General features: G+C 39.6%; 15 protein-coding genes. 5 read left to right on the forward strand and 10 right to left on the reverse strand.

Going from position 1 to position 16,102, the window contains the following annotated elements; all coding sequences use genetic code 11:
* Position 1: 1 nt before the first annotated feature.
* Positions 2 to 790: a crotonase/enoyl-CoA hydratase family protein gene (locus tag FAX86_RS07895; RefSeq protein WP_144392787.1), complete on the forward strand. Its 789-nt coding sequence runs from the start codon at positions 2 to 4 to the stop codon at positions 788 to 790.
* Positions 791 to 872: 82 nt separating this feature from the next.
* On the opposite strand, the gene accC is transcribed toward FAX86_RS07895, so the two are convergent.
* The 4 genes from accC to FAX86_RS07915 form a co-directional block, all read right to left on the reverse strand.
* Positions 873 to 2,225, reverse strand: a complete 1,353-nt coding sequence (gene accC, locus FAX86_RS07900) for an acetyl-CoA carboxylase biotin carboxylase subunit (RefSeq protein WP_144392788.1) — start codon at positions 2,223 to 2,225, stop codon at positions 873 to 875.
* A gap of 34 nt (positions 2,226 to 2,259) precedes the next feature.
* On the reverse strand, positions 2,260 to 2,706 hold the full coding sequence (gene accB, locus FAX86_RS07905) for an acetyl-CoA carboxylase biotin carboxyl carrier protein (RefSeq protein WP_144392789.1): 447 nt from the start codon (positions 2,704 to 2,706) through the stop codon (positions 2,260 to 2,262).
* Positions 2,707 to 2,753: 47 nt separating this feature from the next.
* Positions 2,754 to 3,203 (reverse strand): type II 3-dehydroquinate dehydratase, encoded by a 450-nt coding sequence (aroQ, locus tag FAX86_RS07910; RefSeq protein WP_144392790.1) that lies wholly within the window; start codon positions 3,201 to 3,203, stop codon positions 2,754 to 2,756.
* A 227-nt stretch (positions 3,204 to 3,430) separates the two neighbouring features.
* The gene (locus tag FAX86_RS07915) at positions 3,431 to 4,168 is read right to left on the reverse strand and encodes a hypothetical protein (RefSeq protein ID WP_144392791.1); all 738 of its coding nucleotides are present in this window, start codon (positions 4,166 to 4,168) and stop codon (positions 3,431 to 3,433) included.
* A 248-nt stretch (positions 4,169 to 4,416) separates the two neighbouring features.
* Between FAX86_RS07915 and FAX86_RS07920 the strand changes: the two genes are divergently transcribed.
* The 4 genes from FAX86_RS07920 to FAX86_RS07935 all read left to right on the forward strand — a co-directional run bounded on the left by FAX86_RS07920 (position 4,417) and on the right by FAX86_RS07935 (position 8,454).
* The gene (locus FAX86_RS07920; RefSeq protein ID WP_144392792.1) at positions 4,417 to 4,884 is read left to right on the forward strand and encodes a DUF3450 domain-containing protein; all 468 of its coding nucleotides are present in this window, start codon (positions 4,417 to 4,419) and stop codon (positions 4,882 to 4,884) included.
* 250 nt (positions 4,885 to 5,134) lie between these two features.
* Positions 5,135 to 5,896, forward strand: coding sequence for an alpha/beta fold hydrolase (locus FAX86_RS07925; RefSeq protein WP_144392793.1), 762 nt, complete (start codon positions 5,135 to 5,137; stop codon positions 5,894 to 5,896).
* Between the two features lie 123 nt (positions 5,897 to 6,019).
* Positions 6,020 to 7,015 carry a DMT family transporter gene (locus FAX86_RS07930; protein ID WP_144392794.1) on the forward strand — a complete coding sequence of 332 codons (996 nt, stop codon included), beginning with the start codon at positions 6,020 to 6,022 and terminating at the stop codon, positions 7,013 to 7,015.
* A gap of 245 nt (positions 7,016 to 7,260) precedes the next feature.
* Positions 7,261 to 8,454, forward strand: a complete 1,194-nt coding sequence (locus FAX86_RS07935) for a M12 family metallopeptidase (RefSeq protein WP_144392795.1) — start codon at positions 7,261 to 7,263, stop codon at positions 8,452 to 8,454.
* A 74-nt stretch (positions 8,455 to 8,528) separates the two neighbouring features.
* Here FAX86_RS07935 and FAX86_RS07940 read toward each other — a convergent pair whose 3' ends face one another.
* From FAX86_RS07940 to FAX86_RS07965, 6 genes are all read right to left on the reverse strand, one after another.
* Entirely contained in the window at positions 8,529 to 9,140 is a 612-nt protein-coding gene (locus FAX86_RS07940) for a response regulator transcription factor (protein WP_144392796.1), read from the reverse strand.
* An 8-nt stretch (positions 9,141 to 9,148) separates the two neighbouring features.
* A complete protein-coding gene (locus tag FAX86_RS07945) occupies positions 9,149 to 11,311 on the reverse strand; it encodes a patatin-like phospholipase family protein (RefSeq protein ID WP_164503507.1) in 2,163 nt (720 codons plus the stop codon).
* A 97-nt stretch (positions 11,312 to 11,408) separates the two neighbouring features.
* On the reverse strand, positions 11,409 to 12,509 hold the full coding sequence (locus tag FAX86_RS07950) for a sensor histidine kinase (RefSeq protein ID WP_144392798.1): 1,101 nt from the start codon (positions 12,507 to 12,509) through the stop codon (positions 11,409 to 11,411).
* 6 nt (positions 12,510 to 12,515) lie between these two features.
* Positions 12,516 to 14,327 (reverse strand): amidohydrolase family protein, encoded by a 1,812-nt coding sequence (locus tag FAX86_RS07955; protein ID WP_144392799.1) that lies wholly within the window; start codon positions 14,325 to 14,327, stop codon positions 12,516 to 12,518.
* A gap of 13 nt (positions 14,328 to 14,340) precedes the next feature.
* Entirely contained in the window at positions 14,341 to 15,117 is a 777-nt protein-coding gene (locus tag FAX86_RS07960; protein ID WP_205859125.1) for an ABC transporter permease, read from the reverse strand.
* Positions 15,114 to 16,025 (reverse strand): ABC transporter ATP-binding protein, encoded by a 912-nt coding sequence (locus FAX86_RS07965; protein WP_144392800.1) that lies wholly within the window; start codon positions 16,023 to 16,025, stop codon positions 15,114 to 15,116. Before FAX86_RS07965 ends, FAX86_RS07960 begins: the two co-directional genes overlap by 4 nt.
* Positions 16,026 to 16,102 lie beyond the last annotated feature (77 nt).

The raw sequence follows: 16,102 nt of genomic DNA on the forward strand, positions 1-16,102 counted from the left end.
AATGGACAACGAAAGAGTTTCATTTACTGTTAAAGATCATATCGGTTTTGTTCGGCTGAATCGACCAGAAAAACACAATGCTCTCGACATGGCGATGTTTAAATCAATTAATCGAGTGATTCGTCAAATAAGAAAAAATCGGGACATTCGAGTTGTTATTGTATCCGGTGTTGGCGAAAGCTTTTGCTCTGGATTAGATACAAAGTCTGTTTTAAAAAGTCCTATCAATGGTATTAAGTTACTTTGGAAGTGGTTACCTGGAAACGCTAATTTGGCACAGAAAGTGGTTGTTGGTTGGCGCCGATTAGCAGTTCCCGTCATTATGGAAATACATGGAAAATGTTGGGGTGGCGGGATGCAAATTGCTTTGGGGGGAGATTTTCGAATTGCTCATAAGGACGCATCATTATCTATTATGGAAACGCGTTGGGGATTGATTCCTGATATGGGTGGAACCTTAGCTCTACGTGAAAGCCTCGCTGCTGATAGAGCAATGCAATTGGCGATGACTTCTAAGATCATTGGTGCAGAAGAAGCACTATCGCTTGGCTTGGTGACAAAAATAAGTGATGCACCTGAATCTGATTCGCTAAGTTTGGCCAATGAATTATTGCAACGCTCACCAGATACAAACAAAGAAATTAAGCGATTATATCATCAAGTCTGGTGCCGAAAAGAACGTCGTATTTTAGCTTCAGAAACTTGGCGTCAATGGAAAATATTGATGGGGAAAAATCAAAAAATAGCTGTTAAAAGAGCACTGGGCAATACCAGCATAGAGTTTAAATAATTGATTTATTCGTGAAAGAAAAACTTTGTGAGTTTAAAAAATAAAGCCGCGAAAATGCGGCTTTATTTATGTTAAAAGCTATTTAACTTTCTTTTTCAAGTTCTAACTTTTTCTCAAGGTAGTGAATATTAGTACCACCTTTTTGAAAGTTTTCATCGGCCATAATTCTTATTTGTAGAGGAATATTGGTTTTGATTCCGCCAATAACAACTTCCTCTAGTGCCATCTGCATTCGAGCCATCGCAACTTCACGTGTTTCACCATAGGTAATCAATTTGCCAATCATTGAATCATAATTGGGTGGAACCTTATAGCCGGCATATATGTGAGAATCCCAACGTACTCCTGGTCCACCTGGTGCATGATAAGTGCCTATTGTGCCCGGTGATGGAATGAAGTTTTCAGGATCTTCAGCATTTATACGACACTCAATGGAATGTCCCTTTAACTTAATATCTGTTTGCTTAAATGAAAGGGGCTGACCTTCAGCAACTCGTAATTGCTCTTTGATAATGTCTACGCCAGAAATGAGTTCTGTTACTGGGTGTTCAACTTGAACGCGAGTGTTCATTTCTATGAAATAAAATTCGCCTTTTTCATACAGAAACTCGAAAGTTCCTGCACCGCGATAACCAATCTCTTTACAAGCTTGAACACAACGCTGGCCAATAAAGCTACGCATTTCTTCAGTCACACCCGGAGCAGGTGCTTCTTCAACAACTTTTTGATGGCGTCTTTGCATTGAACAATCACGCTCGCCCAAATAGATGGCGTTTCCATGATTATCTGCGAGGACTTGAATTTCAATGTGGCGAGGATTTTCTAAAAATTTCTCCATGTAAACCATATCATTACCAAAAGCAGCACGAGCTTCGTTTTTGGTTAATGCAATGGATGAAATAAGATCTTCTTCCTTTCGTACGACACGCATTCCGCGACCGCCACCACCACCAGATGCTTTTATAATGACAGGATATGCAATGCGTTTTGCGATAGCTTTATTTTCTTGCTCGTCTTCGCCCAGTGGTCCGCCGGAGCCTGGTACGCAAGGTACGCCTGCTTTTTTCATTGCATCAATGGCTGAAACTTTATCTCCCATCAAACGAATCGTGTCTGCTTTCGGCCCGATAAAGGTGAAGCCAGACTTTTCTACTTGCTCAGCAAAGTCTGCATTTTCAGCTAAAAAACCATATCCCGGATGTATGGCGACTGCGTCTGTTACTTCGGCTGCCGCAATAATTGCTGGAATATTAAGATAACTTTGCATCGGCGAGGGTGGGCCTATGCACACGGATTCGTCTGCTAATTTAACATGCATTAAATTTTCGTCTGCTGTGGAATGCACTGCCACAGTTTTTATACCAAGTTCGCGGCACGCTCGAAGTATTCTTAGCGCAATTTCTCCCCGATTGGCAATCAGGACTTTTTCTAACATGAGTCCACCTAATCTTTTTAGTTATGCGCTTAAGTTATTCAACAATGAAAAGAACTTCGTCGAATTCGACGGGCTCTGCGTCTTCCACCAGAATGGCTTTTACCGTTCCAGAAACTTCAGACTCTATGTGATTCATCATTTTCATGGCTTCTACAATACACAGCGTATCGCCTTTGTTGACCTTATCGCCAACTTCGACAAATGGCTTTGCACCTGGGGAAGGGGCTCGATAAAAAGTACCAACCATTGGCGATTTTATCGGCTCGCCTGAAGGAGCATCAGATGGTGCTGCTGATTCTGCAACTGCGGGAGCCGTTGCCGGTATAACGGTATGACTTGGAGCAGGTGCTGCAACAGGAGCTGCTGACATTGGACCATTTCGGCTGATCCGAACACTTTCCTCGCCTTCTTTAATTTCAATTTCTGAAACCCCGGACTCTTCGAGTAATTCGATGAGCTTTTTAACTTTACGAATGTCCATAGTTTTTAACCTTCTTATTTAAAAAATGGGCTGTTTTATTAAATCTTTTAATTAGTCGCAGCAATTTGTGCTTGCGCTGCATTTTCGGCGGCAATCAAGTAACCTTTTGCACCCAAACCAGAAACCACTTCTTTTGCTATGTCAGAAAAAAATGAGTGGTGTCGAAATGGTTCTCGCGATTTTGGGTCTGTTAAATGTATTTCCGTAAATGGAATATCGACCGCAAGTAATGCATCCCTCAATGCAACACTAGTGTGTGTAAACGCTGCGGGATTAAATAAAATGTAATTAATCTCTTCATTTTTCGCCGAATGGATTCTTTCAATTAATAGATGTTCTGCATTGCTTTGAAAGCATTCGACGTTGATCTTGTATTTGCTAAGGCAGCTTTGAACCTGTAGCTCGATTTCCTCTAATGTGGCACTACCATACTTTTCCGGCTCACGAGTGCCGAGAAGATTTAGGTTAGGGCCATTTAGCAGCAAAAATGTTCGCATAGATTTATTCACTCTTTTTCTGCGATATTGCGGCGAAAATCGATAAACGAGTAAAACTTAATTTAGTGAGACAATATTGCATCAGCTGAGTGAGCAAGTCTAGATTAATTGCGGAATTTTGTCACGTTTAATGCAATTTTGCGGCATTTAGCCGCAAGTTTGTTACGCTTGTGGTCGGATGAGTAAGTGGCAACCCTCTTAAAAGGGCTGCTTTAGTTAACTAGAGTTTATTTATTGAGCTGTAAAGTGTCCACGCCTGTGTTCGATGTCGCAGAGTCGTATGCAAAGGTAACAATTTCGTATTTTCCTGGACCTGTAAGATTAAAATCCGCGGAGAAAAAGCTCGTCTTCTCAAACTTCATGGGTTTTCGTGATATTTCTTTACCATTTTTTAGAAGATAGGCTGTGATTTCATAATTATTAGCATCCCAAAGTCCTTCTGGTTCAATCGGGCAGCCACACATCATTCTAATTTCACTAGTAACGGAGGCCGTATTTGGGGTTTTGGTCTCGTTGAGTTGGGATTTAATATAGAAGCCTGGTAACTCCAACATAATGGCGTCTTTTTGATTCATGTGTTTGCCTGGAATGAGCCATAACTCAACTGTTGTTGTCATTGAGTTTTCGCCAAGGTTCATTGGGCCTCTCGCTGAAATTTTAACTTTGGTCGGCTGAGAAATATTTAATGTTGTATTAAAAGAGGCGCTTTCTTTACTACTAAGAACATCTCCGCGGTTGTGTGCGGATTTCATAATTATTTTTGTATTCCCTGTGCCACCTTCTGTCAGGCCTTTTGCAAGAGTTTTACCGGTAGATATATCAGTAACGGTGACTTCTGCGCCCTGCATGCTTGAGCCAATAAATTTTGCATCTTTAGCTAATACTCTGATCGAGAGTTCTATTGGTGCTCCGAAAAGCGGAGAGTTCGAGAGTATGAGAATGAACAAAAATAAGTAGCGTTTCATATTCATGATCCTTAACTTTATTTTTAAAACCGAAACTTTTGAATTAGCCCCAAAGTTAACATGAATTGCTTCAAGTCGTTTGAAATAATTGGGCTTTAAAAGGTATTTTGATTTGAGATGGGTGCGTTTTTAATTCGTTTTTGAATTAAGCGGAATGAGTAGACAGAATAATTTGTTGCATACATTTCAAATTGATAGTCAATGTAGGAATGCCTGCTTATACTAAAAAGGTCAGGCGGAGGTGTGTTTTGACTACATTGACCAATATTAGCCAACTGTCGAATTTTACGGCGCAAAGTTCTCGTCCAACCATTACTATTGACGGTAAATCTTCGCCAATACCAGCCGACAAGATCGGTCCTTTTACCATCGAACCAGCAGAAACTCCACGATCAGTGACAGACATTGAAGTGAGTGATACTGGGAAGATAGAAGCTCCTTTGATTGATAGCAATATAGAAAGCATTAAGTCAGAAGAGCAACAACTCAGAACGGCTGCTCAGCCGGTCGATGTTGATGGTCGACAAATTAGAATTGAGTCTCTCTCAGATGAAAAGCAAAGTGTCGTTCAGCGCCAAGATAATTTACAGGATAGGAACGAGTCCATAGAGCGAGAAATTCGTAATTTAGAACGCGTAGAGCGTAGTCTTGATCGACGTATCTCACAATTGCGTCAGGCGCAAAGTCTTGGCGGTCAATTGGACGTATTGGTATAAAGCCGACTGGCCATAAAATTGTTTTAAGGTTTGAATTCTCTGATAGTGTTTTCTAATTTTGTGATCTGAGCTACAAAATTTTGGGTAAAAGTTATCAGACCCTAAATTTACTTATTTGTAATCTGGATAAACATGGACTTTTTCAATTGTGGGGTCCAAAGTTATAGATAGAGCAATGGTTCACCCCATCGATAGAGGCTGTTCTATCGTATTTATTGATATTAAGTAAATCGAGACGATTGGTACTAAGATGCGTTTTATATTGTTGAGAGGGCTCGGACGCGATCAGCTTCATTGGACTCCGCTATTAAATGAAATTAAGGCGGTTTTTCCTGATTCGACAATTGAAACCCCTGATTTGCCGGGCGCTGGTATATTGCACCGGAAGCCGAGTCCCACCGCATTGGCAGATTACATTCCTCTGCTTTCACAGCAGTTATCCCGCTCTGAGGAGCCTGCGGTTATTGTTGGTTTGTCACTAGGCGGCATGCTCGCTCTAACTTGGGCTGCATTGGAACCTGAAACTTTTAGTCATGTGGTTGCCATTAATTCCAGTTGTAACCTCACGCCATTCTACAAAAGATTACTTGCGTATAAAGCGATTAATCATCCCGGTGCTATTTTTAGACCCTCGATTGCGGCAAAAGAGCGTGCAGTCTATCGGATGACTTGTAATACTCGGCCGGTAGATGAAACGATTATTCGTCGTTGGGTTGAAATTCAACTTCTCCATCCAGTAACAATTACAAATCAGATTAAGCAGATCTGGGCGGCACTCAAATTCTCACCGCCTCCAAGAGCTTTGCTTCCTGAATTATCAATCATCTATTCTGAAGGCGACCGGTTAGTTAATCCAGACTGCAGTCGAGACTTAATAAAGTTTTATAATTCAGATAGTTATGTTCACCCTTGGGCTGGACATGATTTGCCGCAAGACGATCCAAAATGGCTTGCTATGCAATTAAAAAATATCATTTACCGGCAATCTGGTTCGACCTCTATTTCGCATTAGAATTTTTAATGTCTGGCCTTAAAAACTTTCGTTTCTCAATCTCAAATTGAGTCGCTAATATACCTCAACTGGTGATTTGTTGGTCAATTGGTGGCCACACCTAACGATATTGAGGAGGTTAGCATGTTGAAAGTTTCGCAAAACAACGCTCATAAATTGGCGTTACCGGCACTAATTATTGCTATCCTCGTTTGGGCTAGCTCATTTGTTTTCATGAAAGTGGCTGTTGCTGAGTTTGGTCCGATGCTAACCGTGTTTCTTCGTATGATTTTGGCAAGCGCGGTTCTTTTCTTTTTTATTCCTGCATTTCGAAACGAAAAGTACCAGAAAGGTGATTGGGTCTGGTTTTTAGGGTTGGCATTGTGTGAACCTTGCTTATATTTCGTGTTCGAAGGCTTGGCCCTTACTTATACTACTGCTTCTGAAGCAGGAATGATAACCGCACTACAGCCATTAATGGTTGCTGTTGCAGCCTACTATTTTCTGAAAGAGAAAGTATCGGCACGACTCATTGCGGGTTGCATTATTGCAGTACTTGGAGCTGTGTTGCTATCTGTTTCAGGCGAAGCGTCTGAAAGCGCACCAAATCCGTTACTTGGAAATATTCTGGAGTTTTTTGCGATTGCTTTTGCTGCTGCGTATAGCTTGATTGCTCGCAAGTTGATGCATCGTTACTCGCCACTGTTTTTAACGAGCATTCAGACATTTGTCGGTAGCGTTTTCTTTCTACCTGCTGTGTTAATGAGTGGTGATACAGTTCCCGCATCGATCACTTGGGACGGTGCAATGGCGGTTTTATTTCTAGCTTGGGGCGTTAATATTTTTGCTTTCACTTGCTACAACTTTTCACTTGGTAAGATGACTGCTAGCCAAGCTGGCGCATGGTTAAATCTATTACCGCTAGCGTGTTTATTCTTTGGGTGGCTGCTACTTGACGAAAAGCTATCTGGGTTGCAATACGTTGGTGCGTTGATTGTGTTGATGGGTGTTATTGTTAGTCAAAGCAAGCCTAAACAAAAGTCGGTTTTCATAGAGCAAGAAATGCTTGAGCAGACTAATATTTCCGATGAAAAAGAAGACGCATTTGTGCCAGAAGCTCAGCCAGTTGCTGTAAAATAATTTTTAGTAGTACCGTTCGCTTTACTCCCTGGTTAAGTTGAATTTGGTCTCAGTATAACCCCGCAGATGCGGGGTTTTTTTTTGCCTTTAAAAAGTCTTTGTCTCATAAAGGGAACAAGAGTTGATTGATTTGAGATATTTATTAGGATGTCGATGCTTTTGTTTCCTTTCTCCCCAATAGGAATTTCAAAACAAGGATAAATACGAATTACACGGAAAAAAGAACTAAATAAAAGGTATTCATTATGAAATTAAATATGAAAGCTGTTGTAGGCTTTTTAGTGGTTGCGCTTAGCGGTCCGCTATATTCTATTAAAAACGCACCATTACCAGAGAAAGTCGAAACTGGATACATTTCCGTTTTCAATGATAAAACTCAGCAGATGGAAATTATTGAAGTTAGCTTTAAGAGATTTGACGGAAATGCAATACATCAAGGTGATATATTGCTTGGCAAAGCCGATAAGATAGCAAGAACATATCAGGAAGCCGTGTATTTAAGTTCACAAAAAGACGCTTCGGGTAATGTTAGTAATTCACGATGGCCATCGGGTGTAGTGCCATTTGTAATTGAGTCAGGCGCTTTTTCTACGTTTGAGCAAGACAGAATATATGCAGCTATGAGTACGTTGGAACGTACGGCTCGAATTACTTTTGTTCAAAGAACAAGTCATCGAAATTATATTTATATTACTGACAATGAAGATGGATGTTTTTCTAATGTAGGCAGAAAAGGTGGTCGCCAAAACTTAAACTTAGATACCGGCTGTACGGGATTAAGTACCATAAAGCACGAGTTGATGCACGCACTAGGGATGTGGCATGAACAGTCTCGAACTGATCGTGATAGATACATTCGAATTCATTTCGATAACATCGAGCGTGACAAAAGAGATAATTTTGATAAAAGGAGTGGAACGATAATTAAAGATACTTCAACACCTTATGATTTTAATTCAATTATGCATTATCATCGCTACGCATTTGCAATCGATAACTCACAGCCAACAATAACTCGATTAGATAGTACAGGGAATGAAACGACTTTGCCGACAGGTGGAGACGTTTTAACTCGAATTGATAAACAAACACTGCGATATATGTATGGTGCTCCTATCGTAGAACCATATGTTTCTTGGGCCCGCTATGAATATGGAGCTTGCCGTTATTATACTCGTGAAGGATTTATCAATCGGGAAAGTCAGGGCGCAAACACGATATATGAATTAGAGAGAAATATTAGTGGACTTTGGTATCAGCGTTATCGTGGAAGTGCTAATGCAATGCGTTATTCGACAACGGACTCTGCTAAACGTCATAGTATGAGAGTTAGAGCTATTCAAATGGACGGGCAGGTACTTGGTATAATTTCTCAATCTATGTGCCAAAATGTTCCAATGGTGGCGGTCCAGCACCGTTATAAGACTAAGGTTTCATAAATAATTTATCTTATGGTGTGAAAGTGGAAGTTTATTGAAAAATATAGCGCTTTTACACCATAACAATAAGATAACTAGAGCCAACCTTTTTGACGAGCAATTCTCGCTGCTTCAACTCTATTCGCTGCATTGAGCTTACTGGCTGCGTTGGATAAGTAATTTCGAACTGTACCGTGCGATAGATTTAATTGTTCTGCAATAGCCTGTGTCGATAAGCCTGCTTCTGCTTTTTGCAATACAGCACGCTCTTTTTCGGTTAGTGGATCCACTTGATCCCAAGCATCTGTTATTAACTCAGGATCAACAACCTTTCGACCAGATTCTATTTTTCGTATTGCGTCTGCTAATGAATCACTAGGAGAGTCCTTTAATAAGTAGCCTTTTACTCCAGAGTCCATTGCACGTTTTAGATATCCTACTCGATTGAAGGTTGTCAGGATAATAACTTTGGTCGACTTGTTCCTTTTAAATAATTCGTTAGCAATATCAAGGCCGCTCATTTCTGGCATTTCTATATCGGTTAGAAAAATATCTGGTGAAAGCTCTAATACCAAGTTTAAAGCATCTGTTCCTGATTTTGCCGTTGCAATTACTTGAAAGTCTTCTTCTAAATCTAACAATGAAGCGAGAGCTCCCAAAAGCATACTTTGATCTTCGGCGATAACTATTTTAATTCTATTTTTCATTATTATTCTCAAAAAAGTTTATCAAGCATAATGTAAAATGACGAAGAATTATCATTTTTACCATAAGCAATATAAAAGGGTCCGAGGTAAGTTTCGGAGCCTGCAAAAATGCTATATCCCTCAATAGCATTGTCCCAGTCAAATTCCTCCGGTTTATTCCATGTTTGACCTTGCTCGTAGGATATGCCCAAGTACATTTCCAAAAGTGGTGCTGGTTTAATTCGACGCATATACACTAAAAATGCATTTGCCGCATTCTCAGAAGAAAGTTGGTTTATTTCGTAACCACTAAAATTAAGCAATCCACCACTACGATGAAATGCATTGAGTGGTATGAAGCTACCTTTGCTTCTAAAATAATTAGCACCGAAAGTTATTGAGTTATTATGCCATTCAAATGCTTTAAGTAATCGCGACTTACTTTGTCGATAGTTGAACTCAGAGCCTAATGATTCGTTGCTACGTAAATAGGAATATTGAAGTAATAAACCATTTTTTGGAAAGTGTAAGCTGTCTAGCGTGTCGACCTCTACTTTGAAATATTGATATGCATCTTGATAATTAATTTCCTCAATAACGGGTATGCCAATCTTTTGATCGAGAGTCCCATCTAGATAATGTGCTCCAAATCGAATTTCACCCCAGTTCCCTATTTCTGTACCAAGCGCAATATCTCCTGAAAGTGAATCAACCGTAAACTCAGCAATCAATTGGTTTTGATCAAAAAAATTAAACTGATCAGAAGATATATTTAATCTTGTGTCTAAAAAAGGTGACCAAACTGTACTTAACGGTTGATACCAGCTTATATCGAAGTCTCGGTCGTTTCCTAGGGTTACTCCTAAAGAAAGCTCACCATTAAGCTTATTTATATTAGTCATTAAATAATTGGCAGATATATTGATTTTATTATCAATATCTTCGGATGCACTGAAGCTAAAACCGAGTCGAAGAAAATTTGGCCCCCAGCTTTTTTCTTTAACATCTATTTTTATAACAACAGAGTCATCCTCTATTATTGTTGAATATTGAACTAGGCTAAAATATCCTAGACCATAGATTAACTCGATATTGCTTTCTAGCTTTTCTCTGGAGAAAATATCGCCTTTTTGAATGGTTAAAACGTTGAGTATTTGTGATGTTAAAACTGATGTGGGATTGTTGATTACGATATTTTTAATTACTACAGTTTCGTTTGAAATTATTGGCTTTTGTCTTCTCTTGAAGTCAATACCTTCCATTTTTTGAGCTAACAATTTTATCTTTGTTGAGTTTTTTACAGCTTCTTCACCTTTAGGAATAGCAACTTCAGCCATATCAAAATCGGATGTCGATATGCCGTCCAATTCGGGAAGTAAAAGAATATCTTTATCAGTTAATAGTTTTAGTTGTTGCTCAGTATTCTTTCTTGTCAGAATGCTGGTAAGTTGTTCGGCAACGTCAACAACATCATTGAGTTCATCTGATTTAAAAAGAGGCGTGCTTATATCAACAGCAATGACAATATCCGCTCCCATGTTTCGAACAACAGAAATAGGCAGATTATTTGCTATTCCGCCATCGACTAGTAATTGCTTGTTTTTAGAAACGGGTACCAGAAAACCCGGAATTGACATACTGGCGGTGATTGCTTCTGCAACTGATCCAGATTTTATGATGACGGTATTGCCGGTAGCTAAATCTGTAGTGACGGCGCGAAAAGGTACAGGAAGATTATCAAAATTTTGAATATGTGAAACAGGTGCAAATAGTCGGTTTAAGATGATACCGACCGATTGACCTGAGACGATGCCTGCAGGTAACTTCAAACCTTCAATATCTAATCCGAGTTGCAGTTTAGATATAAACCTTCGATCATCGAGTTTCCGACGAAAAGAACGATTTGACCTCTTAACTTCGTCCTCAAAGCCAGCTTGCCAATCAATGGTTTTAACTATATTCTCAATTTCATCTGGAGAATATCCACTAGCGTATAAACCACCCACGATTGAACCCATACTCGTACCAGCGATGTAGTCAACCGGTATAGAGTGCTTTTCAAGTTCTCTGAGAACTCCAATATGTGCAGCGCCTCTCGCTCCGCCTCCACTTAAAGCAAGTCCGACCTTCAATCGCTCTGCAAAGCACTCTGCTGAGAGTAATAAGAAAAGGAGTAAACTAATTTTTTTCAATAAGGCGTCCATAATCTATCATTATACTTGTCTGTTTTAATGGCTTTTAAAGATTTAGTTTAGCAAAAATCTGCCGAGAGCTTAGTTATAAATGTTGTTATGAATGGACCGGTATTAACACTGTTAACCTGAATCCTTCATTGGTTGAAATGTTTAGGGAGCCATTTAACTGGTGTACACGTTCTTTGATACCGATTAGTCCATTGCCAAAGGTAATTGGAGTATCGCTTTTAATGGAACCATTGTCTTTTATTTCGAGTTGGTAATTTCCAGAAATAATATCAAACTTTACTCTCACGCTATCGGCGGATGAATGTCTAGAAATATTGGTAAAAGCTTCTTTAATTATAAATCCTAGCGAATTACTTATTGACTCATTTAGGTCGCAAGATTTTACTTCTTCCTCAAATTCAATTTCCGAGATTTGACATAAATTCTTTGCTGCAAGCAACTCGTTGCTTAAGTTTGTTTTTCGGTATCCTGACACAGCTTCTCTAACTTGACTTAGTGCACGGCGACTTTCTAGTTCAATATCGAGAATTTCCGCTTTTGCTTTTTCTGCGTCTTTATCGACGAGTTTTCGAGCGAGTTCTGCTTTTCGGGTAATCAGTGAGAAAGTATGGCCAATTACGTCATGTAAATCGCGGGCAATTCGTTCGCGCTCGGCCGTTGTTGCCAGCTTTTCAATTTCTTCTTGTGATTTCTTTATAACTTGATTCTTTTTGGAAACTTCAGAGAAATAGATATTGCTGCCGCCAACTAAAATGCTAAAAAATATAGCCGGCAAGTAAAAGTAGCTTGATAGGTTAAATAAAAACGAATAGAAAGCAGTGGCTGCTATTAATGCAATAAGCATGGTAAAGCCATTCTTAGCTTTGTCAAACTGCGCACAAAATGAAGCCGCATAGACTATAAACACACTTCCACCAATATTTTCTTGCGATGTATATATGCCTATCAAATAGAGCAGTATTATATGTATTACCAGAGAAAGCCCATCGCGACGAAAGGCCGAAAAATAGATTACTAAAAAAACAGGAATGATTATTAGTGTTGTAATAACCTCTGTATCACTGGGGGGGCGAAATAGATAGTTAAAAAAATAGATGCCAAGGTAACTTAACCAAACGTAAGGCAAGTAACCTTGATCATGTTGCGGTGGTAATAAAAAATTATGAATATAACTCAAAAGCTTCATATATGGTTACCGAAGTACGATATCATCCAAATAAAAGTCAAACTTACCACGGTTAGGGTTTACTACCCATGCAATACCTGTAACTGAAGACCAGTCAATATTATCATAGTCTTTCAGGTTAATAGAGATAGCTTTGCAATTATTAATGGATGTGTTTGGTAGCTCAAAGGGAATTTCTTTCGGTCTTTGTATGCCTTTGACAAATATGAAAAGACGATAGTTTCCTGCTTCTCCACCAAACTCAAAATCCAGGCTGGTATTATTTTTGAAGTCGAAGGTTTTTGACATATCGGAGCTAAATACAACCATTGCTCCAGCCCAAGGGAAGGGGAAACCGCTTTTTATTTCGCCACTAACTTTTGCGCTGCCGCTTTGGTTACATCCTTTATTACTCCAGCTTACTTTGGCAACAGAATTACCCTTTGCCATTTTGTCACTGGTTGCAAATAGTGGAATTTTAGTTTTTGTGCTCAGATCTTTAGTAAATTCAGCGAGTGTGCCTTGAATTGGAGTACTTATATTTTTTTTGACTTCCAGTTTTTTTGCATAGCCATTTTTATAGATTAACGATAAAGACTGGGTATTTGATATTTTAATTCTGGGATCTTCATTTAATATAAGAAAGTCAGCTTTGGCTCCGGGCTTTAAATGTCCGCGGTTTTTCAAGCCAAATGCAGAGTGGGCCGCATAGGTTGCAGAGATTAATGCCTCATTTGGAGAAAGCCCACTTTCAGTAAGTAAAATAAGCTCTTGATGTAAACTTATCCCATGGGCTGCTCCAGGGTTAGGCGCATCGGTTCCTGCTAATATCTTGATTCCTGCAGAGTGCATCTTTGCCACATTTTCTTTAGCAATTTCTAGTGCGTCATTGTTTTGAAATGAGGCGTCGATAGTTTGCGTTAGTTGGTTGATTTGTGATTTAGAAACGACTGTTGATAGGGTCGACTCTTCCACTATAAAGCTGTTGTTTTTAATACCTGACAGACTTGAAAGCATTGTGAGTGTTGGAATAATAAAAACTCTCTTTGCTTTCATTTGTGCAATTAAAGACTCGTCGACCTCTTTGTCACCAAATGAATGAACCAAGCCATCTGCACCTGCTTGTACGGCTTCTTTTGCTGATTGGTAGTCTGAAATATGAACAACAGCCAATTTATTATATTTTTTTGCTGCATCAATTAGTGCTTTTAATGTAGCGAAGTCTATAGAAGTATAGGGCCCATATTTTGTTTTGTGGTGATATACAATCTTTATATAATCAGAACCCTCTGCAATGCGTGCTTTAACAAATGACTCTGCAGCATCAGGATGATCAATCGTTGGGATATCAAATCCATATTCCGTTCCATGCCCTCCTGGACTAGTGGCCAAGACGCCAGCAGAGAATAAGTCAGCTTGATCTGTTTTGACTGATTCGTGGCGTTGTGATTTTACTGAACTAAGGACCTCTGGCTGGGTAAACATGTCGAGCTCAGTCGTCACGCCAAAAGAGAGTGCGTCTTTTAATGCATTGCCCCAAGTATGGGTGTGCGCGTCAATTAATCCGGGAATAATAAATTTATCATTATAACTGACGGTAAGTAAATCATCCTGGATATCTGCTGAGTTATCGACAATTTTACCGTTAACGACGACTAAGTCATGTTTATTCCAATTTATTCCATCAAACCAAACGGCATCTTTAATGCGAAAGCTATTAGATTTTTCGGTTAAGAGTTCTTTATTTAATTGTTTATTATCTTTGGGAGTTGGCAATAACATAATTATTGCTATTACCAAAAGTGTTGCTAAAGCGATCCCAATTTTAGAGTAACTCATGCTAGCTCCTTAATTATGCGTGCTTATTAAATGCGCGAGCGGCAAGCAGCCACGCAATTGCGGACATTGTAACTAAGCTGAGTAAGTGCCAAATTAAATCAAAACCTAGGCTTAAACCTTGAATCGATAAAACCATTTGAGATAAGTGGAAAGCCGGAAATATCCAGGCTACGTTTTGCATAAACTCTGGAAATACTCCGAGTGGAATCCATAGGCCAGAAAGAAATGCCATTGGTAGATAGATAAGGTTAACAATTGCAGGCGCTGCTTGGCCTTTTATTGTTAAACCGATCCACAAACCGAGTACACAAAAGGGTAACGTTCCAAGCAATAAAGAAACTAGAGTTAGAATCCATTGGCTTCTCGTCAGAACCACATCACCAAATACGGCACCAATGATAAAAAGCTCTAAGACAATAATCAGTCCGAAAATCATTGATGTTAGTATTCGAGATATAAAGTACGCACTTATTGGCATGGGCGAGCATCGTTTAACAGCAAACCAGCCTTGATCTTTTTCAACAGCAACGCCAACGCCGAATGAAAATAATGCGGGTCCCATTATGCCAAAAACACCGTAAGTGGCGATAAGGTAATGAGACATGTTGCCGTCTGCTCCCGATTGGTTAAAAAGCACACCAAAAAAGACATAAAACATAACTGGAAAAATTAAGCTGGGTATAACAAAAGCTGGCATTCGAAAAGTTTTTAAAATTTCATTGCGTGTTTCTAACCAGAGTATGTTCGATAAGCTTACCGATTGACGCATAGAGTTTATTTGAGAAATCATGCCGCAAGTTCCTTATCATTATCTTTAACTGAAAAATGAATAAATGCATCTTCCAATGACACTTGTTCTATCGTTAAATCAGAGAGTGTGGGATATTGTGTTAGTAATGCTGTGGCTGTTTCTTCAGCGCATTCACTAATAAGTTCTATTTGGCTACCGCGATACATCACATGATTTACTGCAGGTAAGTGTTCAAAAGCTGCTGTAGGATCACTGTAGGTAAACCGAATACGTTTTCCGCCAAGGCGTTGTTTTAATGACTCTGAAGAGCCTTGATGAACAATTTCTCCTTTGTTTAGCAGTAACACTTGGTCAGCAAGAGCATCGGCTTCTTCCAAATAATGCGTCGTCAGCAATACGCAGGTTCCTTGCTCTCGCAAGTTACGTATGCATTGCCAAAATTGTCTTCTCGACTGTACATCTAAGCCGACAGTTGGCTCATCCAGTAAAATAATGGGAGGTTGGCCACAGATTGCTATAGCAAAAAGAACACGTTGTTTTTGACCTCCAGAAAGCGCTTTAAATTTTCGATTTTGAAGCTCTGTCAGGCCGGCAATTTCTAAGGTGTTTGTTAGTGTTCGAGGTGATGAATAATAGCTACTGAATAGTTCAATATGCTCTTTGACCGTTAAGGTTTCGGGCATCGCCGCAGACTGCAGTACCGCACCGATAGTTTGCCGAGCGGGATAGCTGCCAGGAGTATGGCCTGCGATAGAAACTGAGCCACTATCGGGAGTTTCTCGTCCTAGTAAATGATTAATTAACGTTGTTTTTCCTGCACCATTTTCGCCGAGTAAAGCAATGACTTGCCCTGCTTGAAGCGACATTGATACTCCGCGTAATGCTTTTATATCGCCAAAGGATTTGGAGACGTTTTCGACTTTTATCAGGGTTTTGTTTTGGTTCATGAGTCCTCCTATGCCATAACGAAAGTATCTCAATTAGGAGGAGGTGTGTGCAGAAACAAATGTCATCAATTTAAGAT

The sequence above is a fragment of the Pleionea sediminis genome (assembly GCF_007570825.1).
In the GTDB taxonomy this organism is placed as follows: domain Bacteria; phylum Pseudomonadota; class Gammaproteobacteria; order Enterobacterales; family Kangiellaceae; genus Pleionea; species Pleionea sediminis.